Below are 22,618 nucleotides of genomic sequence, written 5' to 3' on the forward strand. Positions count from 1 at the left end.
GGCTTATTCAGCTACTTTATCTTCACTTGGTACGTAGCTTAATGCTTCTGCATCGATTTCTTCTAATGCTTTACCTACACATTTATGAGAAACAGGTTTTTCTACAACACAGTTATTAGCAAGTTGCATTTCACGTGCGCGTTTTGCAGCCACTGTTACTAAAGTGTACTTAGAATCGATTTTTTGTAGTAATGAGTCAATTGATGGATTTAACATAATTATAGACCCTCCGTCATTTCTTTATAATATTTTGCTACCCTTTCGCGGCGGCAATGTTCGCCAACCACAATTGCTTTAATTCTATCACAAGCTAATTCAACTTGATCGTTTTCTACTACATAGTCGTAAGCGTCCATCATCTCGATTTCTTCTTTCGCTACAGTTAAACGATTTTCAATAACATCTTCAGTCTCTGTACCACGTCCGACAATACGGCTCTTTAGTTCAGATAAACTTGGAGGTGCTAAGAAAATAAATACACCTTCTGGGAAAGCTTTCTTAACTTGAATTGCTCCTTGCACTTCAATTTCTAAGAATACATCTTTTCCTTCTTGTAATGTTTTTTCAACATAGTCAATCGGTGTTCCGTAATAATTACCTACGAACTCAGCCCACTCAAGTAATTTTTCATTACGAATCATTTCCTCGAATTCTTCTCTTTCTTTAAAGAAATAATCCACACCATCTACTTCACCTTCACGCGGCTTACGTGTCGTTACTGAAATAGAGTACTGAAAACGTGTATCCTCATGGCTAAACAGCTCTTTACGAACCGTCCCTTTTCCAACCCCAGAAGGCCTTGAAAGAACGATGAGCAATCCTCTTCTACTTCTCATAAATATGTAAAACCCACCCTTCCTCACTTAAATCTTCTTTATTATTCAAACGATGTGCAATCGTCTCTGGTTGAATTGGACTTAATACAACATGCCCATCATCCATAACAATAACCGCCCTTGTTTTTCTCCCATACGTAGCATCAAGCAAAGCATTATGTTCGCGTGCTTCTTGTACTGTTCGTTTAATAGGAGCTGACTCCGGACTTACAATAGCAATAATTCGATGAGCAGATACAATATTTCCGTATCCAATATTTAAAAACCGCATGGCCATAGTTTGCGCCTCCTAGTAAGTCTATCCGATTTCTCCACCACGTATAACTTTATATATTTTTTGAAAGCTACTCAATATTTTGTACTTGTTCACGAATTTTTTCAAGGTTATTTTTCATTTCTACAACATATTTTGAAATTGTTAAGTCATTTGCCTTAGAACCAATCGTATTAATTTCTCTATGCATCTCTTGCACGATGAAATCCATTTTCCTTCCAACAGGCTCTTCAATCTGCAATGTTTCACGAAATTGCTCTAAATGACTTTGCAAACGAACTAACTCTTCATGAATATCACAACGCTCTGCAAAGATTGCGACTTCTGTTAGCAATCTTTGTTCATCTAGATCTTGATTATGTAATTCTTTTAAGCGATTTTCTAATCGTTCACGATATTTTTGTGTAACAATTGGTGCATGTGGAATAATCGCATTTACACAATTGCTAATCTCTTGTAAACGATACGCTATATCTTTATGTAATCGTTCTCCTTCGCCATCTCTCATCGTTTTCAACATATGAGCAGCTTGACGAACAGCCTCATATAAACTGTTCTCAAAATGTTCATTTACATTTTCTATTTCTTCAATTGCTGTTACTTCTGGCATTGCCATTAATTGTTCGAGTGTAATAGAATCTTGTAATTGAAATTTCCCTTTTATATCTTCCATCATCGATTGGTACTGCTCAAGAAGTGACCAATTCACACTTAATTTTCTTTCAACAAGTCCTTCACCTGCTATACTAATAGACACTTCGATGCGCCCACGTCGAACTTGCTGTGCAATTATTTTACGAATTTTGTCCTCAAATACCATCATTTGCTTAGGAAGTCGAATACTCATCTCTAAAAAACGGTGGTTCACCGATTTCATTTCTACTGTAATTTGAAAAGTATCACTTTCTACTTTCGATCTTCCAAACCCTGTCATACTAGAAATCATTTTTATCACATCCAAGCCATAAAATAACTCAATGAAAAAGGTAATAGAGACAAGGCTCTACTACCTTCTGTAAATTATATCACATTTTCATAACATTGACTATTTCAAGTTTAATCCCTTCTTATATAACATCGGCTTTTTCTTCTTAGCCTTTTTCCCTGTTAATAAAGAACCTACTAGTAAGAAAGTCGGAATTGATGACAAACCTCCAATTAATAACCAATCTCTTGCTTGTATCGGCATTGTGCTAAAGATCGGTTGTAACGGTGGATAATATATAACCACTAGCATAAGTAGTAACGAAATAATAACCGCCCCTACTAAATACACGTTCCCAAATGGATTACGGTGAAAGACAGAATGCTCACTACGACAATCAAATACATGAATAAGCTGTGCAAGTACCAACGTCGCGAACGCTACAGTTTGTGCATATTTCAGTTCATTTGGATGTTGGTTATACGCAATAATAAACGCCACTAACGTCACTGCTCCAATTAAAAACCCTCGACTTATTATTTTCCACGCAAGCCCTCTAGCGAATACCCCTTCTTTCGGGTGACGCGGTGTTCTCTTCATCACATCTCCTTCAGCCTTATCCAAACCTAATGCCATCGCTGGTAAACCATCAGTAACTAAGTTCACCCATAAAATTTGAATAGGAACCATCGGCAGTGGTAATGCAAGTAACATCGCAAATAACATAACTAAAATTTCTCCAACATTTGACGCCAATAAGTAGCGAATGAACTTACGTATGTTCTCGTATATATTTCTTCCTTCTTTAATCGCTGACTTAATTGTAGCAAAATTATCATCTAGTAAAACAAGTGAAGAGGCTTCTTTTGCAACATCTGTCCCTGTAATCCCCATCGCTATCCCAATATCCGCTGTTTTTATAGCTGGAGCATCGTTCACTCCATCACCTGTCATCGCTACTATATGTCCTTGATTTTGCAATGCTTTAACAATTTTCAATTTATGCTCAGGTGATACACGAGCGAATACATACGTATCTTCTACAACATTTTCTAATTCCTCCACATCCATATTCGCGAGTTCTACTCCTTCAACAACGCGTCCATCTGGTGGTAAAACTCCTAATTGTTCAGCAATCGCCATTGCTGTCACTTTATGATCACCTGTAATCATTACTGTTCGAATACCAGCTTCTTTACACTCTTTTACCGCCTGCGCGACTTCTGGCCTTGGCGGGTCAATCATACCTTGTATCCCAACCAACATAAAATCTTTTTCAACGTCTCTTTCATGTTCAATAGAATCCGTGACTTTTAAAGGTTTAAACGCAACTGCAATTGTTCGAAGCGCTTGACTACCTAAGCTATGAATAGCCGCTTGTACTTCTTTTCTATATAGCTCACTTAACGGCTGCTGCTTATCCCCCCATAAGATTGTTTGACTCATTTGCAAAAGAACATCCGGTGCTCCTTTCGTAACAATAAACTTTTTCCCCTCTCGATCTCGTACAATAACACTCATCATTTTTCGAGTTGAATCAAATGGAAATTCACGAATAATTTCAAATTTCCCTTTCAATGCCTCACGTGTTATCCCAGCTTTCATTGCTGCAGCTACAAGCGCTCCCTCTGTTGGATCCCCATCTAATACGTACGCCTTTTTCTTTTGAATAATATTTGCATTGTTACATAGTGAACCAAATGTAAGTAGCTGATAAAGTGATTTTGTCTTAGCTGGATTCACTTCTTTTTCACCTTTCATAAAAGAGCCATTAGGTTCATATCCTTGCCCTGTCACTTTCCACAATTCTCCGCCTGACCACATATGTGTTACCATCATTTTGTTTTGTGTCATTGTTCCCGTTTTATCAGAGCATATAACAGAAGCGCAGCCTAACGTTTCTACGGCCGGTAACTTCCTTACAATTGCTCTCTTTTTTATCATACGCTGTACACCAAGTGATAAAGCTACTGTAACAATTGCTGGCAATCCTTCTGGAATAGCCGCAACAGCTAGCGATACGCCAGCTAAAAACATATGATATACTTCATTCCCTTGATACACACCAGCCAATACAACGAGCGCTGTCAAAATAAGGGCTACAATAATTAATATTTTTCCGCAGCTGTTCTAACCTTCTTTGCAGTGGCGTTTCCATTTGCTCTGCATTTTGCAACATATTTGCAATTTGCCCCATCGCTGTATTCATACCAGTTGCTACAACGACTCCTGTACCAGATCCTCGCGTAATCATTGTCCCCATAAAAGCCATATTTTTTTGATCCCCAATTGCAACATCTTGCCCTTGCAGTGCTTCTACCTTCTTTTGTACAGGTACGGACTCCCCTGTCAAAGCAGACTCTTCAATATATAAACTTGATGCCTCAACAAGACGCACATCAGCCCCAATACGATCACCACTGGAAAACTTAATAATATCACCTAAAACAAGTGCTTTAGATGGTGCTTTTACCCACTTTCCATTCCGCATTACAGTAACTTGCGGGGCAGCTAGTTCCTTTAAAGCTTCCAATGATTTTTCAGCTTTTCTTTCTTGAAAAAAGCCGAGAATACCATTGATAATAACAATGGCAACAATAGCAATAGAATCAATGTATTCACCTAAAAACGCAGAAACAATTGTTGCTCCAAACAAAACGAGTACCATGAAATCTTTAAACTGTGCTAAAAATACCATTAGTGCAGAAGGCCTTTTTGCTTCTTCTAATTCATTAGTACCAAATTTCTTTACTCGCCCTTCTGCTTCTTTCTCTGTAAGTCCAACCTTTACATTCGTATTCGTTCTCTCTTCCACTTCATGTGCTCGCATTCCATACCAGTTCATCCTGCTATCGACCTCCTGATTCCAGACATACTCTATTGAAAGCTTATTCAGCCTCGTCCAAAAAAATGCTATAATTAACATTTAGTTAGAAAGGAGTGTTCATTTATGGCATTCGATGGATTATTTACAAGAGCGATTACACATGAAATTGAAAATTCTCTTTACACAGGAAGAATTTCCAAAATATATCAACCTTCAAAATACGAGATTTTATTACATATTCGAGCGAATGGAAAGAACCAAAAACTAATTCTTTCATCTCATCCTACATATGCGCGTATGCACTTAACGAATCAAAACTACGATTCGCCAGCAATACCGCCGATGTTCTGTATGCTTCTTCGCAAACATTTAGAAGGTGGATTTATTGAAAAAATTGAACAAATCGACTTAGAACGCATTATTCAAATTACAGTTCGCAGTCGTAATGAAATCGGAGACGAATCATTAAAAACATTAGTAATTGAAATAATGGGACGACATAGTAACATTATCTTATTAGATACGAAAACAAACGTGATTTTAGATAGCTTAAAACACGTTTCATTAGCCGTAAACCGTCACCGAACTGTATATGCTGGTGCTGAGTACGTCGCGCCACCAGCCCAACATAAAATCAATCCTCTGCAAATTGAAACCGCAGATGATTTTATTAGACCGCTAGACTTTCTATCTGGAAATATGGATAAACAACTCGTTGGTGCTTTCATGGGAATATCCCCATTATTTGCAAAAGAAGTAGTAAAGAAAGCCGGTATGGTAAACGAGAAAGCATTATCAGAAGCATTTTTCTCTATACAAACACCATTACTATCTCATGCATATACACCTACAATGATTACTGCAAATGGAAAAGAATTCTTTTATCTTTTCCCTCTTACACACTTGCAAGGAGAAGAAAAAACATTCTCATCAGTGAGCGAATTGTTAGATCGTTTCTTCTTTGGCAAAGCAGAACGTGATCGTGTAAAACAACAAGCTCATGATTTAGAACGCTTTATGCAAAACGAAAAAAATAAAAACGAGAAAAAACTCATTAAACTCGAAAAAACACTGCAAGATGCTGGAAAAGCAGATAAATATCAACTATTTGGAGAGCTACTTACAGCCAATATGTACGCTTTAAAAAAGGGCGATAAAGATATTGAGGTCGTTAATTATTACGATGAGGATGGTGGAACTGTAAAAATCACATTAGATCCTTTAAAAACACCATCTGAAAATGCACAACGCTATTTCCAAAAGTATCAAAAAGCAAAAAATTCGGTTGCTGTTGTAGAAGAACAAATCGAAAAAACAAATGAAGAAATTCTTTATTTTGATAGCTTACTTCAACAAATGGAAGCTGCTTCTTCAAAAGATATTGAAGAAATTCGTGAGGAATTAGCTGAAGAAGGTTATGTGCGCAATCGCAAAACGAAAAACGCAAAGAAAAAGCCTACTAAACCAGTATTAGATAAATATGTAGCAAGTGATGGCACAGAGATTTTCGTTGGTAAAAACAATAAACAAAATGATTATTTAACAACGAAGTTTGCCCGCCGTGATGAAATTTGGTTACATACGAAAGACATACCTGGCTCTCACGTTGTCATTCGTTCTTTAGAGCCTGCTGAAGAAACTTTACTAGAAGCTGCCAAAATTGCTGCCTATTACAGTAAAGCGAAAGAGTCTAGCTCTGTACCTGTTGATTTCACCAAAATACGCCATGTCAAAAAACCGAGTGGTGCAAAACTTGGTTTTGTTACGTACGACAATCAGCAAACCGTATATGTAACACCAGATGCTGATATTGTAATGAAATTAAAAGCGTAAATACAAAAATGCGTTGCTTATAAGCAACGCATTTTTTATATTCGTTCACACTAGTTCATATACCCATTTACTAATTCATAACATCTTGCTTTTGTCATCTTATATTTCTCTTCTGAAGCTTCTATACGCCTCATCGTTCCGTTATTTGTATCAGTACCAATTGCTTTAACTTTACTTTCTTTTTCTTTAACCCACGCAATTTGTTTCGTTTTTAACGACTGAAACGCATCAGGTGACATCGTACTTTTTAATGTACTGTAAATTTCATTTAGTTTATTATCCCACAGTTCATAATTTCCTTCTATTTCATTTACTATATCATTGGTTGACATAGCATTCGTATGTTTTTCTTGTTTATCTATAGCAGCTAATTCACTTAAAACATTTGCTCTATCTATCTTTGAAGAAGATTCTTTTTGCGATTGTTTCTCTTCTTTTGAGCCTGTATACGCACTCGAATCCTTTCTCTGTACTTGTTCTGTTTCTTGAATATTTCTTTCTTTCGTTACCTTTTCATACCTATTTTTATCTACATTGTATGAAATAAGAGATGTTTTCGCATTTACAGTAATTAATCCGTTACTATCTTTGAATATGTATTTCTTATCGCCACTATTTTCTTCACTTACAAATGACACATTCTTATCGTCTGGCATTTTTAAAATTCTATTTGCTTCTTCTTTTGTAAGTTTTAAATCTTCAGGAAAAACGAATGACCATTTATCCATTAACCATTCCCCTTCTTTATACACCAAATGAAATTCCCAATCTTGGGCCGCATGACCTATTTCATCTTCTAAACTTAATGTATGTACCGTTAAATTTTCTTTATCTTGTGAAGAAGAAAATCTTATTTCAGTTTGAAAATAATTTGGGAATGGTAACATATCAGTCTCTCTCGATCTATTAAAGTTAGCAAGCAATTCAGGAAGCTGATTCTCTACAAACTTTTCTGAAACCAATCCTTTAACTCCTTTTTTAGCTGTCTCTAAATCCCCAGGATTATTTCGGCTCCATCCATTTTCTTTTTCCATCTCACTAAACGCATTTGCTATTCCATCTACACTCTTTCTTACAATCTTTTTCGCTTCTTTTTCTGTCACTTCTGGCGCTTCATCAAGCTGTTCAATCGTTTCATTTACTTGAACTTTGTGTTCACTTGTTTCACACCCCGTTATAACAAGCATACTAGCGGCCAAACAAAATGACATTACTTTACTTAATTTCTTCATACACTCACATTCCTTAACCCAGTTTTTTTCGTTACATCCCTTTACCTATAAAAAACGTAACAATCCCTTATTATACCAATTAAATTAATCCATTTATACAAAAAATATAATATTTAAATTAAAAAGATTTTCGTTTGCGAGTTTATATTATTGTTCAGTCACATAAAAACTTACTGTAAAAATTTTATATATATTTATTTTACATTCGTCTAGTTTTTTTGACACACAGCTACCCTCTTCTCTTTTATTCTAAATAAATATACTGGCACAATTCTTGCTTTATTAATGTAAAAAGGAGGAATTAAAATGAATGTAAGAATAACTAACATCCAAAAACAACTACATAATTACGGAATCGACGGGTTACTTATTACAAAAAAAGAAAACCGTCAATACGCAACAAACTTTACAGGTAGCGCAGGCGTTGTCTTAATCGCTGCGCATAAAGCTATTTTCATTACTGATTTCCGTTACGTAGATCAAGCAAAAACGGAAATAAAAGCAGCAGAAATTATTATGCATAAAGGAAATTTAGAAGAAGAAGTTGCAAATCAAGTATCAAAATTAAAAATTCAAAAACTTGGTATAGAAGACAATAATATGACTTTGCAACAATTTAAGAAACTACAAAAATATATACATATAGAAATGGTTCCAGTGTGTGAGATTATTGAAGATATTCGACTTATTAAAGACACATCTGAAATAGAAACAATGAAAATCGCAGCTACGATCGCTGACGAAGCATTTCACCATATTGTTACATTTCTAAAGCCTGGAATAAGCGAGACTGACGTTCGAGATGAGTTAGAATTTTCCATGCGAAAAAAAGGGGCCACATCTTCTTCATTCCAAATTATTGTAGCTTCTGGTGTTCGTTCTTCTCTTCCACATGGAGTTGCATCAAATAAAATAATTGAACGAGGCGACATCGTTACATTAGACTTTGGTGCACTTTACGACGGATATTGTTCCGATATAACACGTACCGTAGCAATAGGGGAACCATCGGAAGAATTCAAAAAAATATACAATGTTGTACGAGAAGCGTTAAAACGTGGGACTGAAGCGATTAAGCCTGGAGAAACTGCGAAAAGTATCGATGATGTAACAAGAAACTACATTACAGATTGTGGATATGGTCAATATTTTGGTCATTCTACTGGTCATGGTCTTGGCTTAGAAATACATGAACCTCTTCGCTTATCCCAAGAAAGTAAAGCTACATTAAAAGAAGGTATGGTTGTTACAGTTGAACCAGGCATTTACATACCGAACTGGGGCGGTTGTAGAATTGAAGATGATATCGTCATTACAAAAGACGGATATGAAGTTATTACAAAATCAAATAGAGAACTAATTATAATCCCTTGTTAATATTATGAAGGTTTAAACAAAACTTTTTTGCACATAGAATTCCTTCTCTGGAGTATTCATTTAAAGAGGGGAAATTTTAATTGAATTTTGTAATTGATAAATTGGAGGGTTTACATGTAGAATTTTCAAAGCTTGTTTCCATGATGAATTACGCTCGCTATACAACAATGCAAGCAGTGGAAAGTTTAACAATTGAAGAACTTGATTATTTATATGATAAGGAAGCAAATTCAATTGGCATGTTATTGTATCATATGGCTGCTATTGAATTTTACTACCAAATTCATACTTTTGAAGACCGTGAACCAACGGAGGCTGAATTAGAACGCTGGTTACCTGGCATTGAATTAGGCGATCTTGGGCGTGAAAAAATAAAAGGAAACGCTATAGAATTTTACATAAATACATTACAAGAAGTACGTTCCAAAACAATCGAGACTTTTCAATCGTTACCTGATGAATGGTTATTTAAAACGACAGACTTTTGGTATGACAAACCAGCAAATAACTATTTTAAGTGGTTTCACGTTTTTGAAGATGAAATCAATCATCGTGGACAAATTCGTTTAATTAAAAAGATGCAAAAAGCTCATGCAGTAAAATGAGGAAATGCCACCGAATAAGGTGGCATTTTCTTTTATTCATTAACGAATAGCTTTTCGTTTACTATTTTAGCGACTACCACTACCAACATTAAAATGCATATTAAATATAGCATTTTCGCAATAAACAACCACCCTTGAAACATTACAATTCCATCTATTATCTCATTTCCTTTCCATAACAAAAACGGAATTGTGCTGATTATAATGACAAATTCGATGCTGAAAACCATTTTCTTTTTTCGACTATATGCTTTCCATTCATTCCAACGATACATAGGAGCAAAAATCAATACTCCTATACATAATATAACTGGTACCCATTCACTGTTAAGAAATTGTCCTGAAATAATTGATAATAGTAAACAAACTAGCACACCATAATATCCTATTTTTTCTCTCATTCGTACTCCCCCATTCTACTTCTCCTTTAATATGTAACTTGCTATACTTATAACAATTCTTAGAAAAATAACAACTATAATTACAAGATAAAGAACGTTTGCAGAAGACATCCATTCTTGAAAAATAGACATTTTCTCCATTTGTTTCTGACCCTCTATTAAAATAACCCCTGCGAACAATGAGCAAACAACGATGATACCTATCATAATTCCGATACTTTTTACTGTATTGTTTCATACCATCCCAGTTATATAAAAGTATAAATACAAACCCGAAAACAGGTATAATACTTATCCATTCATTGTTAGTAAATAGCTTTAAAATGATTAATAGACTACAAGATATGATAAATCCCAAAAATCCAATTTTTTTGTGCATAAGCCCTCCTTGAATTCCATTTTTAGGATTAATTGTATTGTAACATCCATTTATCGTCCTTACCATTACAGTACATGAAATTTTACTTTTTTCTTTTTCCTATACTCACATACTTTCACTGCTTTCATACAATAAACTACACGAATGCCTAAAGGATGTGAATGTTATGGGAGTTGAATTAGCGCTATTACACGCTCTCTATGTTATTTGTTTACTCACTATTATTACCTTTTTTATTCTCCGGAAAGATACTACAATTATTTGTATCGATTTTATCTTTTTATTAACATTAACTGCTACAAGTTCTATCCCTCTTGCCGTTAGCGGCATTTTTCAAAGTTTTATTTACGCCATTACTGAGCTATTACCAACTATATTAATCATTTCTATTATTGTATCCATGAGCAATTTACTCGTTCATACCGGTATAAATGATACGATGATTTCACCATTTACAAAGATGATCCGTACCCCTACCCTCGCCTACTGGATTATTGGCCTTTTGATGATGACAATTTCTTTCTTCTTTTGGCCTTCTCCCGCTGTCGCCTTAATGGGAGCTATTTTATTACCGGTTGCTGTACGCGTCGGTCTCCCCCCAATTGGAGTAGCAATTGCTATGAACTTATTCGGACACGGCATCGCCTTATCTGGCGACTTCGTTATTCAAGGTGCACCGAAATTAACTGCAGACGCGGCTGGTCTCCCTGTTTCCAGCGTCGTATCTGCAAGTGTTCCACTCGTTATCGTTATGGGCATTGTGACAACTTCCATCGCTTTTTTCTTCTTACGAAAAGAGTTTCATACAGGCTTATCTATACAAGAATCTATCCCATCAACTGATTCTTCTAAAACGCTCACTTCATTATCTCCTCGCATAAAAAAATGGCTCGCTATATGTATTCCTATCGTATATATCATTGATATCCTTTGCATGATTCAATTTAAACTACAAGGAAGCGACGCAACTGCACTTATCGGCGGAACGACTGTTATTATGATTATCATCATTTCACTCATCGCCTACAAAGGTAATGGACTAAATAAAACAACCGATTATTTTATAGAAGGGCTCCAATTTGGCTTTAAAATCTTTGGTCCAGTTATTCCAATTGCTGCACTCTTTTATTTAGGAGATAGCGGCTTTGTGAAAATTATCGGAGACTATTTACCGAAAGGTTCACATGGAATCATTAACGACTTAGGGATTGCCTTATCTCAAACGGTCCCTTTAAACCAATACGTATCGGGGGGAACATTAACTATCGTTGGTGTCATAACAGGCTTAGATGGATCTGGTTTTTCCGGTATATCGCTTGCTGGTTCCATTGCAAACCTTTTCGGAACAGCTTTAGGTCATGGAACAGCTACATTAACAGCACTCGGGCAAATTGCAGCTATATGGACCGGGGGCGGGACGTTAATTCCTTGGGCACTTATTCCTGCTGCTGCGATTTGTAAAGTCGATCCATTTGAACTTGCACGCCGAAACTTTTTACCGGTTGTTATCGGTTTAATTGTCACCATGATCGTTGCGATGTTTACCCTATAACGTAAGCAAGTGTTCTCTTGCTTACGTTTTTTTCTTGTAAAATTCATCATGAATTATCAGTTTTCAAGAGGGATTCGTTATTACTTAGCGAAATTATATTAGGAGAGTAATTTTTTCAAAACGTTTACGAGAAACAGATTACTGCAATTAGAAAAGGGGACATACCTATGAATGAATTGATTTTCGTCTTATTAATTTGTCCATTATTTATCTTTATCGTATCTGTTATTGGAACACGCAAAACGAAAACGTATTACGTAATGCCAATTGTAACGTTTGCTAGTTTTTTAATAATAGGTGTTATCGCCTTTACTCCAAAATTTTTCTTTTGGGTTGGCATGTACAGCATCTTCTCGTTTATCGTTTCTTATATGACGCTATTGTTTGTGAAAGGATATGAGGTTGCTGAAAACGCTAAATAGTTGTTAACAAGGAGACAGCAATATGATTTTCTTTGATATTGATGGAACTTTACTTGATTATGAGGCTGCTGAAAGAAATGGTATTATAGATTTTTTTCAAATATATATTTACTTCTAGTGAACTTGGTATATCGAAACCAGATCCTGAAATTTTTCACAGAACCGTATTACAATCGAACCTTGAAATGAAAGATTGCTATTATATTGGCGATCGATTAGAGACTGATGCGATTAGTAGTACAGCAGCTGGGATGCAAGGGATATGGTTAAATCGAGATAACTCACAACTCAAGTACGATATTCCTACTATCTGTTCTTTACATGAAGTTTTAACAATAATATAAAAAACGACCGCGTTCCCCCGCGGTCGTTTTTTTCATGTTACGCTGTGATCCAAGCTTCGTTAGCTGGATTTTTACGCCACTCTTGTAATTTTTTCGTTTCAGCTTGTCCAATCATACCTTTTTCTGCTGCAACTTCAGTTAATGCACTGTAATCACTTAAAGAATATGATGCTACGTTAGCTGCTTCTAGTTTTTCTTTTCCTGCTTCTAACTCATATGTGAAGATTGATACGATTCCTAATACTTCACATCCAGCTTCGCGAAGTGCTTCTACACATGTAATTGCACTACCGCCAGTTGAAATTAAGTCTTCTACTACTACGACTTTTTGACCTTTTTCAGCTTTTCCTTCGATTTGGTTCCCTTTACCGTGACCTTTTGCTTTACTACGTACGTAGCACATTGGTAAATCCATACGATCGCTTACCCATGCAGCGTGCGCAATACCAGCAGTTGCTGTTCCTGCAATAATTTCTACAGTTGGGAAGTGCTCTTTAATTAACTCTTCTAATCCAGCTGCAATCGCTTGACGTACTTTTGGATAAGATAAAGTTAAACGGTTATCACAATAAATTGGTGATTTCATACCTGAAGACCAAGTGAATGGATCATTCGGTTGTAAAAATACTGCTCCAATTTCTAATAAATGCGATGCGATTTCTTTTTTCATACTGTTACACCTTCCCACTGTTGTTTTACTGTTTTATACGCTTCAAGCGGATTTTCTGCTTTTGTAATACTACGTCCAACTACGATGTAGCTTGAGCCAAGTTCCCTCGCACGTTTCGGTGTTGCTACGCGCACTTGGTCATTTACATCATCGCTTGCAAGACGAATCCCCGGTGTTACTGTTACAAATTCATTTCCGCATACTTCACGTAATTTTGGAACTTCAAGTGTTGAACAAACAACGCCATCAAGTCCACTTTCTTTCGTTAATTTTGCATAATGAGCAACCGCTTCTTCTAACGTTTTCTCAATGCCGATCTCTTTTTTCATCATAGCTTCCGAAGTGCTTGTTAGTTGTGTAACTGCAATACAAATCGGTCTCTCTTTTCCTTCTTGCTTACCTTCCTCTAATCCCTCAATCGCAGCTTTCATCATGCTGCTTCCCCCAGCAGCATGAACATTTACCATATCAACATCTAGACTAGCTAGGCTACGCATAGCGCTTTTTACTGTATTCGGAATATCATGAAGTTTTAAATCTAAGAAGATCTTATGTCCCTTTTCTTTTAAGTACGTAATAATCGCAGGGCCTTCTTTGTAAAATAACTCCATACCTACTTTGACAAATAACTCTTCCCCTTCAAAGTGGTGTAAGAATTGTTCTACTTCTTGTTTCCCTGGAAAATCTAGTGCAACGATTAACGACTGTGACATGTTTGCTTCCAGCTCCTTCCTTGACATTCCGAAATGTGATCAAATCCTAATTCATCTAATAATGCTGGTAACTCTTCAATAATTGTCGGACATACGAACGGATCGATAAAGTTCGCTGTACCTACTGCAACTGCGCTTGCGCCAGCATAGAAGAATTCAATTACATCTTCAGCTGTTTCAATACCACCCATTCCGATAATTGGAATGTTAACCGCTTGGCTTACTTCATGTACCATGCGAATTGCTACTGGCTTAATCGCAGGACCTGATAATCCGCCTGTACGGTTTGCTAAAATTGGTTTAGCTGTTTTTAAATCTAGACGCATACCAAGCAATGTATTAATCATCGTTAAACCATCTGCACCTGCATTTTCAATCGCTTTTGCAATTTCTACTATGTTTGCCACGTTCGGTGACAATTTCACGTATACAGGTACTTCAGAAACCTCTTTTACTCGCTTCGTTAAATCAGCAGCAATTTCAGGATTTGTACCAAAGGCGATACCACCTGTTTTTACGTTCGGACAAGAAATGTTTAATTCTAGTGCATGGACATTAGGCGCTTTAGAAATTTCCTTCGCAACCGCTACGTAATCCTCAGCTTGTGAGCCTGCAACGTTTGCAATAATTGGAAGGTCAAATTGTTCTAACCATGGTAATTCCGAATTCATTACTTTGTCTAATCCCGGGTTTTGAAGTCCGATTGCATTTAGCATGCCCCCTGGTGTTTCAGCAACACGAGGCGTTGGATTTCCATAACGTGGTTGTTCTGTCGTCGCTTTAATCATGATTGATCCTAGTACACTTAAATCGTAAAACTGTGCATATTCACGACCAAACCCAAAGCATCCAGATGCCGGTATAATTGGATTTTTTAATGATAATCCTGGTAATTCAACTTGCAATCTGTTCATAGTACAACCTCCCCGATTGGAAATACTGGTCCGTCGCTACACACCTTCTTGTAAGAATGTCCACTTGGATCTTCTTGTAAGTGGCATACACATGCGAAACAAGCTCCAATACCACAGCCCATACGTTCTTCTAATGAAATATAGGCTTTTTTCTCTTTGTAACGTCCTTCTAATGCACGAAGCATCGCTAGCGGACCACATGAATAAAGAATATCAAAGTCAATTCCGTAATTATCAATTACATCTGTGACAAATCCTTTTGTACCGTGTGTACCGTCTACTGTCGCAACGTACGTATCACCAAGTTCTGCAAATTTTTCTTCATAGAAAACTACATCTTTCGTTTGAAAGCCTAAGATGTGAATAACACGTACACCTTTTGCAACGAGGCGCTGTGATAATTCATAAAGTGGTGGTACACCAATTCCCCCACCTACTAGTAAAGCTGTTTGACCAGCTTCTGCTTCTTCTACAGGAAAACCGTGTCCTAATGGTCCTAGTACATCTACCATTTCACCTTGTTTTCTAGTTGCTAATGTTTTTGTCCCTTGTCCTTCGGCACGATATAGCATTGTAAATTCGTTCTTCTCTTGATCTACATTACAAATACTAATTGGGCGGCGCAGAAGGGGCGCAATGCCCTCTGCTACCTTAATGTGTACAAACTGCCCTGGTTCGTTCATTTGCTGTACTAACGTTCCTTGAAGCACTAATTCGTAAATATTTTTTGCGATTTCTTTTTGGTTAACGACGATCATATTTTGCTTTTGCATCATGCATGTACCACCTCGTGACGCTTTGTTTGCGTAATTTCTTTCATTGAATGAGCTGAGAATGTCATAGATTCTAATACTCGTAAGATTGCTCTTGTTGTATCAAGTGATGTTAAGCAAGCCACACCATTTTCTACTGATTCACGGCGAATGCGGAAACCATCACGCGCTGGTTGTTTACCTTTTGTTAATGTGTTAATTACAAACTGTGCTTTTCCTTGACGGATAATATCTAGTAAGTTGTAGTCTTCAGAATCAATTTTGTTTACAACTTGTACTGGGATATTTTGCTCTTCTAATGATTGTGCTGTTCCAGCTGTTGCTAATAAGTTATAGCCGATTTCGTGGAAACGTTTTGCAATTTCCATCGCCTCTTCTTTATCTTTATCCGCTACAGTAATGATTACTGAGCCGTGCGTTGGTATGTTAATTCCAGAAGCAACTAATCCTTTATATAATGCTTTTTCAAGCGTTAAGTCTTTACCCATTACTTCCCCTGTTGATTTCATTTCAGGTCCTAATGTTGTATCAACTGAGCGTAGTTTCGCGAATGAGAATACCGGAGCTTTTACATATACTTCTTTCTCTTCTGGGTGATAGCCAGTTCCGTATCCTTGCTCTACTAGGTCTTGCCCTAAAATAACTTTCGTTGCAACATTCGCCATCGGTACGCCTGTAATTTTACTTAAGAACGGTACTGTACGGCTTGCACGTGGATTTACTTCAATTACGTACACTTGATCTTTGAATACTACAAACTGGATATTTAGTAATCCAACAATGTTTAATCCTTTTCCAAGTGCAATTGTATGTTCAATGATTTGTTCTTTTAGTTTTTCAGATAAACTTTGTGGTGGATATACTCCAATTGAGTCACCAGAGTGAACTCCAGCGCGTTCAATATGTTCCATAATACCTGGAATGAATACATTCTCACCATCGGAAATTGCATCTACTTCAATTTCTTTACCAACCATGTAACGGTCGATTAATACTGGGTGATCTGCATGAACTTTAACTGCATTTTTCATGTAGTGCAGTAGTTCTTCTTGACGATATACGATTTCCATCGCACGTCCACCTAGTACGTAAGATGGTCTTACTAATACTGGGTAACCAATTTCTTCTGCGATTGCTACCGCTTGTTCTACAGTCGTTGCTGTTTTACCAACTGGTTGCGGGATGCCAAGTTTTGTTAAAGCAGCTTCGAATTTATCACGATCTTCTGCACGGTCTAAGTCTTCAAGTGATGTTCCTAAAATTTTCACACCGTGTTCTTCTAGTTTCGCTGCTAAGTTAATTGCCGTTTGTCCACCGAACTGAACGATAACACCTTCTGGTTTTTCTAAATCGATAATATGCATTACATCTTCAATCGTTAATGGTTCAAAGTATAATTTGTCAGAAATACTGAAGTCTGTTGAAACTGTTTCTGGGTTGTTGTTAATGATAATTGCTTCATATCCAGCTTCTTTAATTGCCCATACTGAGTGAACTGTTGCGTAATCAAACTCAACACCTTGACCAATACGGATCGGACCAGATCCTAGAACTACTACACTCTTACGATCTGTTACAATCGATTCATTTTCGTCCGCATATGTGCTGTAGTAATATGGCGTTGCAGATTCAAACTCTGCCGCACAAGTATCTACCATTTTGAATACTGGCATCATATTATTTTCTTTACGCATATCGTAAATTTCGCGCTCCGTTTTGTTCCAAGCTGCTGCAATGTAGTGATCGCTGAAGCCCATTTCTTTTGCAGTTTGTAGTACTTCCATATTTCCTACATTCGCTTTTACTTCACGTTCCATATTTACGATGTTTTCAACTTTTTGTAAGAAGAAGAAGTCCATTTCACACCATTCATTGATTTCTTCTTTCGTTACACCTTGGCGAATTGCTTCTGCTACAATAAACAGTCGTTCATCATCCGCTTTAATGATACGTTTTTTCATCGTTTCTTTATCAAGTTCTTTTAAGTGGTCTAATTCTAAGTGATAAATGCCAAGCTCTAAAGAACGAACTGCTTTTAGTAATGATTCTTCTAAGTTACGTCCGATTGACATAACTTCACCAGTTGCTTTCATTTGTGTTCCAAGCGTTCTGTTCGCTGATTCAAACTTATCAAACGGCCAACGTGGAATTTTTGAAACAACATAGTCTAACGCTGGCTCGAAGCAAGCGTAAGTTTTTTGTGTTACTGGGTTTACGATTTCATCTAACGTTAAGCCGACTGCAATTTTTGCTGCTAATTTCGCAATTGGATATCCAGTTGCTTTAGATGCTAGTGCAGATGAACGACTTACACGTGGATTTACTTCGATTACATAGTATTGGAAGCTATATGGATCTAGTGCAAGCTGAACGTTACATCCACCTTCAATTCCTAGTGCACGAATAATTCGTAATGACGTGTTACGTAACATTTGGTATTCACGGTCGCTTAGCGTTTGGCTCGGTGCTACAACGATTGAATCACCTGTATGAACACCAACTGGATCGATATTTTCCATGTTACACACTACAATCGCGTTATCATTTGAATCACGCATTACTTCGTATTCAATTTCTTTACAGCCAGCAATACTTTTCTCTAATAAACATTGTGTTACTGGGCTATGTTTTAAACCACTTGTTACGATTTCAATTAGCTCTTCTTCGTTATGACAAATTCCGCCGCCCGTTCCTCCTAATGTGAACGCTGGTCGAACGATTACTGGGTAACCAATTTCGTTTACAAATCCATATGCTTCATCAAGGTTATGAATAATTTCACTTGGTGGTGTTGGTTCATTTAAATCTTGCATTAATGTACGGAATAAATCACGATCTTCCGCTTGCTCGATTGCTGATAATTTTGTTCCTAAAATTTCAACTCCGCACTCGTCAAGTACGCCTGATTTTGCAAGTTCAACAGCCATGTTTAAACCTGTTTGACCACCTAATGTTGGTAGGATTGCATCAGGACGTTCTTTACGAATAATACGGCTTACGAATTCTAATGTTAATGGCTCGATGTATACTTTATCTGCTGTTGCAGTATCCGTCATAATTGTTGCTGGGTTAGAGTTAACAAGGATTACTTTGTAACCTTCCTCTTTAAGAGATTGACAAGCTTGTGTACCAGAGTAGTCAAACTCCGCTGCTTGCCCAATTACAATTGGTCCTGATCCGATTACTAAAATTGTGTTAATGTCTAGGCGTTTTGGCATAACTCTTCCCCTTCTTTCTTGAAGTTTTCAATCATTGTTAAGAAATCTTCGAATAAATCATTTGCATCTTCTGGTCCCGCTGAAGCTTCTGGATGGTATTGTACTGTAAATGCCGGGAACTTCTTATGACGAAGACCTTCTACCGTTCCATCGTTTAAAGCAACATGTGTAATTTCAAGATCTGTATTTTCAACTGATTCTTCTTCTACTGCGTATCCGTGGTTTTGAGATGTAATTGCTACTTTTCCAGTTGCAAGATTTTTTACTGGATGGTTTAAACCACGGTGACCAAATTTCAACTTACTTGTATTTGCACCTGATGCTAGAGCGAACAATTGATGTCCTAGGCAAATTCCGAATAAAGGAACTTTACCGATAATGTCTTTTAACATTTCAATTGCTTCTGGTACATCTTTCGGATCTCCAGGTCCATTACTTAACATAATTCCATCTGGGCTAAGGCGTAAAATTTCTTCCGCTGTTGTGTTGTAAGGAACTACAATTACATCACAGTCACGCTTATTTAATTCTCGTAAAATACCATGTTTCATACCGAAGTCTACTAGTACAACTCGGTGACCACGACCTGGGCTTGGGTATGGATCTTTCGTTGATACGCGTTTTACATGATCTGTAAATACTGTCGCTTTTAATTGGCTTACAATGTACTCTACATCTGCATCCATGTTACAAAGGCGTCCACGTAATGTACCGTATTGACGAATTTTTCTCGTTAATTTTCTCGTATCAATCCCTGCTAATCCTGGGATATTTCTTTCTTTCAAGTAATCATTTAACGAAATTTCATTACGGAAGTTTGATGGGTGATTACAAATTTCGTTTACGATTAAACCATTTACAGATGGGTGAATGGATTCAAAATCGTCACGGTTAATGCCGTAGTTTCCGATTAATGGGTACGTGAATGTTACGATTTGACCGCAATATGATGGATCAGATAATGTTTCTTGATATCCAGTCATTCCTGTTGTAAATACAACCTCACCTGACTTTTCGATTTCGCCTCCGAAACCTGTTCCAATTAATACTGTTCCATCTTCTAAGATAAGTTGTCTTTTCATACTAATGCACTCTCCTTTTGCCATGCGATCTTACCACCAACGATTGTCATTACCGGCCATCCTTGGCATTTCCAACCTGCGAATGGTGTATTTTTTCCTTTTGATAAGAATGTTGTTGGGTCAATCTCTTCTTCTTGTTCTAAATCAATGATTGTAATATCAGCTGCTCTACCTTCTTTTAGGCGACCTGCTTCTAAGCCGAATGTATCAGCTGGCTTTTCTGTTAAGAATTGAATTAACTGTTCTAGCGTAATAACTCCCTTTTTCACAAGGTTTGTGTATAGAAGCGGGAATGCTGTTTCAAAACCAGTAATTCCAAACGGTGCTCTTTCAATTCCTTGTGCTTTCTCTTCCGCTGTATGCGGTGCATGGTCAGTTGCGATCATATCGATCGTTCCATCTAATAAACCTTCAATTAATGCTGCATGGTCTTCTTTTCCACGAAGCGGTGGGTTCATTTTAAAGTTAGGATCAGCTGATGGGATATCATCTTCACATAACACTAGGTGATGCGGTGTTACTTCTGCTGTTACTTTAATTCCAGCGCGTTTCGCATCACGGATTACACGTACAGAACCTTTCGTACTTACATGACATACGTGATAGTGGCAATCTGCTGCTTCAGCAAGCAGTATATCCCTTGCAATATGTACAGATTCACATACTGATGGGATACCGTTTAATCCGTGTTTCTCAGAAAACTTCCCTTCATGTACACAACCTTTATTAATAAGCGTATTCTCTTCACAGTGCGCAACTACTGCCATATCTAATTTTGCTGCACGTTTCATAGCCGCTAACATCATGCTCGCATCTTGTACGCCTACGCCGTCATCTGTGAAAGCAAATGCTCCAAGTTCTTTTAATGTTTCGAAATCTGTCATTTCAGAACCAGCTTGACGTACTGTAATTGCTCCGTATGGTAGTACGTTAACATGAGCTTTTTCTTCAATACGTTTTTGCAAGTCTTCCATATGTTCTCTGCAATCTGGTACCGGGCGTGTATTTGGCATTGCGCAAATTGTAGTGAATCCACCTTTTGCCGCTGCTAGTGTACCTGTTTCAATTGTTTCTTTATGTTCACCACCTGGTTCACGAAGATGTACGTGTACATCTACTAATCCAGGTGCGATTAACTTTCCGTTCACATCGATTACTTCAGCATTATCTGCCGTAATATTTTCTGCTACCTTAGCGATTTTACCGTCTTGTACGAGAAGATCCGTTGCTACGATTTTTCCTTCTTCATTCATATAACGACCATTTTTAAACAAATAATTCATGTTTCATTCCTCCTAATACATTTGGTAAGGCGCGTTTTAGTACAGCCATTCTTACGTAAACTCCATTTTCCATTTGTTTAAATATACGTGAACGCTCACACTCAACAAGTTCACTTGCAATTTCAACATCACGGTTTACAGGAGCTGGATGCATAATAATGCTTCCTTCTTTCATACGCTTTTCTCTTTCTACTGTTAATCCGTGTTTCTCATGATATTCTTTCATAATGTCTGTTTCATAATGATCATGACGCTCATGTTGTACACGGAGTAACATCATTACATCAACTTCTGGAACAAGTTCATCTAATGGTTTGTATGTTCCAAATGTGTTGTCTTCATCTTTCCACTCTTCTGGACTTGCAAAGTAAATTGTTGCACCAAGCTTCGTTAATGCTTCTGCATTAGAACGTGCTACTCGGCTATGACGAACATCTCCTACTATTGCAATCTTCAAACCTTCAAATCTTCCAAACTCTTGTTTAATTGTAAGAAGGTCCAGTAGGCACTGTGTTGGGTGGTTTCCGCATCCATCTCCAGCATTTAAGATTGGAATATTCACCTGATCTTTTAGTTCATCGAAGTAGCGATCTTGCTCGTGGCGGATGACCACTGCTTTTGTTCCGATTGATTCTAGTGTTCTTATCGTATCGTATAGAGTTTCTCCTTTTTGTACGCTAGATGCATCAGCTGAAAAGTTTAAAACATCAAGTCCTAATCTCTTCTCAGCAACTTCAAAGCTAAATCTCGTTCTCGTACTATTCTCAAAGAACAAGTTCGCAACAAAAGTTTGCTCTGTCGTTTTGCTCTCTTTTCCATTCGCAAAATCTTCTGCATCTTTTAGGATTTCTGAAATTTCTACTTCCGATAATTCACTCATCGTTAACAAATGGCTCATCGTCATCCCTCATCTTTCTGATTTTTATGTTACCACTTTTGAATTTTTATAACAACCTTT

19 protein-coding genes and 3 pseudogenes are annotated in these 22,618 nt (G+C 37.1%); 6 read left to right on the top strand and 16 right to left on the bottom strand.

Features of this window, described 5'->3' with window-relative positions; translation table 11 throughout:
• Positions 1-3 precede the first annotated feature (3 nt).
• From rpoZ to BC_RS19310, 5 genes and pseudogenes are all read right to left on the bottom strand, one after another.
• Positions 4-216 (bottom strand): DNA-directed RNA polymerase subunit omega, encoded by a 213-nt coding sequence (rpoZ, locus tag BC_RS19290; RefSeq protein WP_000933960.1) that lies wholly within the window; start codon positions 214-216, stop codon positions 4-6.
• Positions 217-218: 2 nt separating this feature from the next.
• A complete protein-coding gene (gmk, locus tag BC_RS19295) occupies positions 219-836 on the bottom strand; it encodes a guanylate kinase (protein ID WP_001257745.1) in 618 nt (205 codons plus the stop codon).
• A complete protein-coding gene (gene remA / locus BC_RS19300; protein WP_001251457.1) occupies positions 826-1,113 on the bottom strand; it encodes an extracellular matrix/biofilm regulator RemA in 288 nt (95 codons plus the stop codon). Before remA ends, gmk begins: the two co-directional genes overlap by 11 nt.
• A gap of 67 nt (positions 1,114-1,180) precedes the next feature.
• The gene (locus BC_RS19305; RefSeq protein WP_000625866.1) at positions 1,181-2,056 is read right to left on the bottom strand and encodes a YicC/YloC family endoribonuclease; all 876 of its coding nucleotides are present in this window, start codon (positions 2,054-2,056) and stop codon (positions 1,181-1,183) included.
• Between the two features lie 99 nt (positions 2,057-2,155).
• Positions 2,156-4,880, bottom strand: a pseudogene (locus BC_RS19310) (calcium-translocating P-type ATPase, SERCA-type).
• A 105-nt stretch (positions 4,881-4,985) separates the two neighbouring features.
• Between BC_RS19310 and BC_RS19315 the strand changes: the two are divergent.
• Positions 4,986-6,695 carry an Rqc2 family fibronectin-binding protein gene (locus BC_RS19315; protein WP_000863284.1) on the top strand — a complete coding sequence of 570 codons (1,710 nt, stop codon included), beginning with the start codon at positions 4,986-4,988 and terminating at the stop codon, positions 6,693-6,695.
• A gap of 50 nt (positions 6,696-6,745) precedes the next feature.
• Here BC_RS19315 and BC_RS19320 read toward each other — a convergent pair whose 3' ends face one another.
• Positions 6,746-7,927, bottom strand: a complete 1,182-nt coding sequence (locus BC_RS19320) for a lysozyme inhibitor LprI family protein (protein WP_000736520.1) — start codon at positions 7,925-7,927, stop codon at positions 6,746-6,748.
• Positions 7,928-8,233: 306 nt separating this feature from the next.
• Between BC_RS19320 and BC_RS19325 the strand changes: the two genes are divergently transcribed.
• Together BC_RS19325 and BC_RS19330 are read left to right on the top strand one after the other, a co-directional pair.
• Positions 8,234-9,304 carry a M24 family metallopeptidase gene (locus tag BC_RS19325; RefSeq protein WP_001102862.1) on the top strand — a complete coding sequence of 357 codons (1,071 nt, stop codon included), beginning with the start codon at positions 8,234-8,236 and terminating at the stop codon, positions 9,302-9,304.
• An 80-nt stretch (positions 9,305-9,384) separates the two neighbouring features.
• Positions 9,385-9,909 carry a DinB family protein gene (locus BC_RS19330; protein WP_001012056.1) on the top strand — a complete coding sequence of 175 codons (525 nt, stop codon included), beginning with the start codon at positions 9,385-9,387 and terminating at the stop codon, positions 9,907-9,909.
• A 32-nt stretch (positions 9,910-9,941) separates the two neighbouring features.
• On the opposite strand, the gene BC_RS19335 is transcribed toward BC_RS19330, so the two are convergent.
• Together BC_RS19335 and BC_RS19340 are read right to left on the bottom strand one after the other, a co-directional pair.
• Positions 9,942-10,310, bottom strand: a complete 369-nt coding sequence (locus BC_RS19335) for a YoqO family protein (protein ID WP_001208249.1) — start codon at positions 10,308-10,310, stop codon at positions 9,942-9,944.
• Positions 10,311-10,325: 15 nt separating this feature from the next.
• Positions 10,326-10,689 (bottom strand): annotated as a pseudogene (locus BC_RS19340) (YoqO family protein).
• A 166-nt stretch (positions 10,690-10,855) separates the two neighbouring features.
• On the opposite strand from BC_RS19340, the gene BC_RS19345 reads away from it, so the two are divergent.
• The 3 genes and pseudogenes from BC_RS19345 to BC_RS19355 form a co-directional block, all read left to right on the top strand.
• Positions 10,856-12,241, top strand: coding sequence for a transporter (locus BC_RS19345; protein ID WP_000537860.1), 1,386 nt, complete (start codon positions 10,856-10,858; stop codon positions 12,239-12,241).
• A gap of 167 nt (positions 12,242-12,408) precedes the next feature.
• Complete coding sequence (locus BC_RS19350; protein WP_001003915.1) at positions 12,409-12,663, top strand: YbeF family protein; 255 nt, start codon at positions 12,409-12,411, stop codon at positions 12,661-12,663.
• 92 nt (positions 12,664-12,755) lie between these two features.
• Positions 12,756-13,007 (top strand): annotated as a pseudogene (locus tag BC_RS19355) (HAD family hydrolase); the annotation flags it as partial.
• A gap of 37 nt (positions 13,008-13,044) precedes the next feature.
• On the opposite strand, the gene pyrE reads toward BC_RS19355, so the two are convergent.
• From pyrE to pyrB, 8 genes are read right to left on the bottom strand one after another with little or no spacing between them, the layout of a single operon-like run.
• Positions 13,045-13,677, bottom strand: coding sequence for an orotate phosphoribosyltransferase (gene pyrE / locus BC_RS19360; protein WP_000711440.1), 633 nt, complete (start codon positions 13,675-13,677; stop codon positions 13,045-13,047).
• Positions 13,674-14,390 (bottom strand): orotidine-5'-phosphate decarboxylase, encoded by a 717-nt coding sequence (gene pyrF / locus BC_RS19365; RefSeq protein WP_000083510.1) that lies wholly within the window; start codon positions 14,388-14,390, stop codon positions 13,674-13,676. Before pyrF ends, pyrE begins: the two co-directional genes overlap by 4 nt.
• On the bottom strand, positions 14,375-15,304 hold the full coding sequence (gene pyrD, locus BC_RS19370) for a dihydroorotate oxidase B catalytic subunit (RefSeq protein ID WP_001081049.1): 930 nt from the start codon (positions 15,302-15,304) through the stop codon (positions 14,375-14,377). The genes pyrF and pyrD overlap by 16 nt, the downstream gene beginning before the upstream one ends.
• Positions 15,301-16,080, bottom strand: a complete 780-nt coding sequence (gene pyrK / locus BC_RS19375; protein WP_000983359.1) for a dihydroorotate oxidase B electron transfer subunit — start codon at positions 16,078-16,080, stop codon at positions 15,301-15,303. The genes pyrD and pyrK overlap by 4 nt, the downstream gene beginning before the upstream one ends.
• Positions 16,077-19,295, bottom strand: a complete 3,219-nt coding sequence (gene carB / locus BC_RS19380; RefSeq protein WP_001126101.1) for a carbamoyl-phosphate synthase large subunit — start codon at positions 19,293-19,295, stop codon at positions 16,077-16,079. The genes pyrK and carB overlap by 4 nt, the downstream gene beginning before the upstream one ends.
• The gene (locus BC_RS19385; RefSeq protein ID WP_000828686.1) at positions 19,280-20,377 is read right to left on the bottom strand and encodes a carbamoyl phosphate synthase small subunit; all 1,098 of its coding nucleotides are present in this window, start codon (positions 20,375-20,377) and stop codon (positions 19,280-19,282) included. Before BC_RS19385 ends, carB begins: the two co-directional genes overlap by 16 nt.
• The gene (gene pyrC / locus BC_RS19390) at positions 20,374-21,660 is read right to left on the bottom strand and encodes a dihydroorotase (RefSeq protein ID WP_001108367.1); all 1,287 of its coding nucleotides are present in this window, start codon (positions 21,658-21,660) and stop codon (positions 20,374-20,376) included. Before pyrC ends, BC_RS19385 begins: the two co-directional genes overlap by 4 nt.
• Entirely contained in the window at positions 21,644-22,558 is a 915-nt protein-coding gene (gene pyrB, locus BC_RS19395) for an aspartate carbamoyltransferase (protein WP_000018849.1), read from the bottom strand. The genes pyrC and pyrB overlap by 17 nt, the downstream gene beginning before the upstream one ends.
• Positions 22,559-22,618: the final 60 nt, after the last annotated feature.

Origin of the sequence: Bacillus cereus ATCC 14579 (assembly GCF_000007825.1) — a bacterium.
Taxonomy (GTDB): Bacteria; Bacillota; Bacilli; order Bacillales; family Bacillaceae_G; genus Bacillus_A; species Bacillus_A cereus.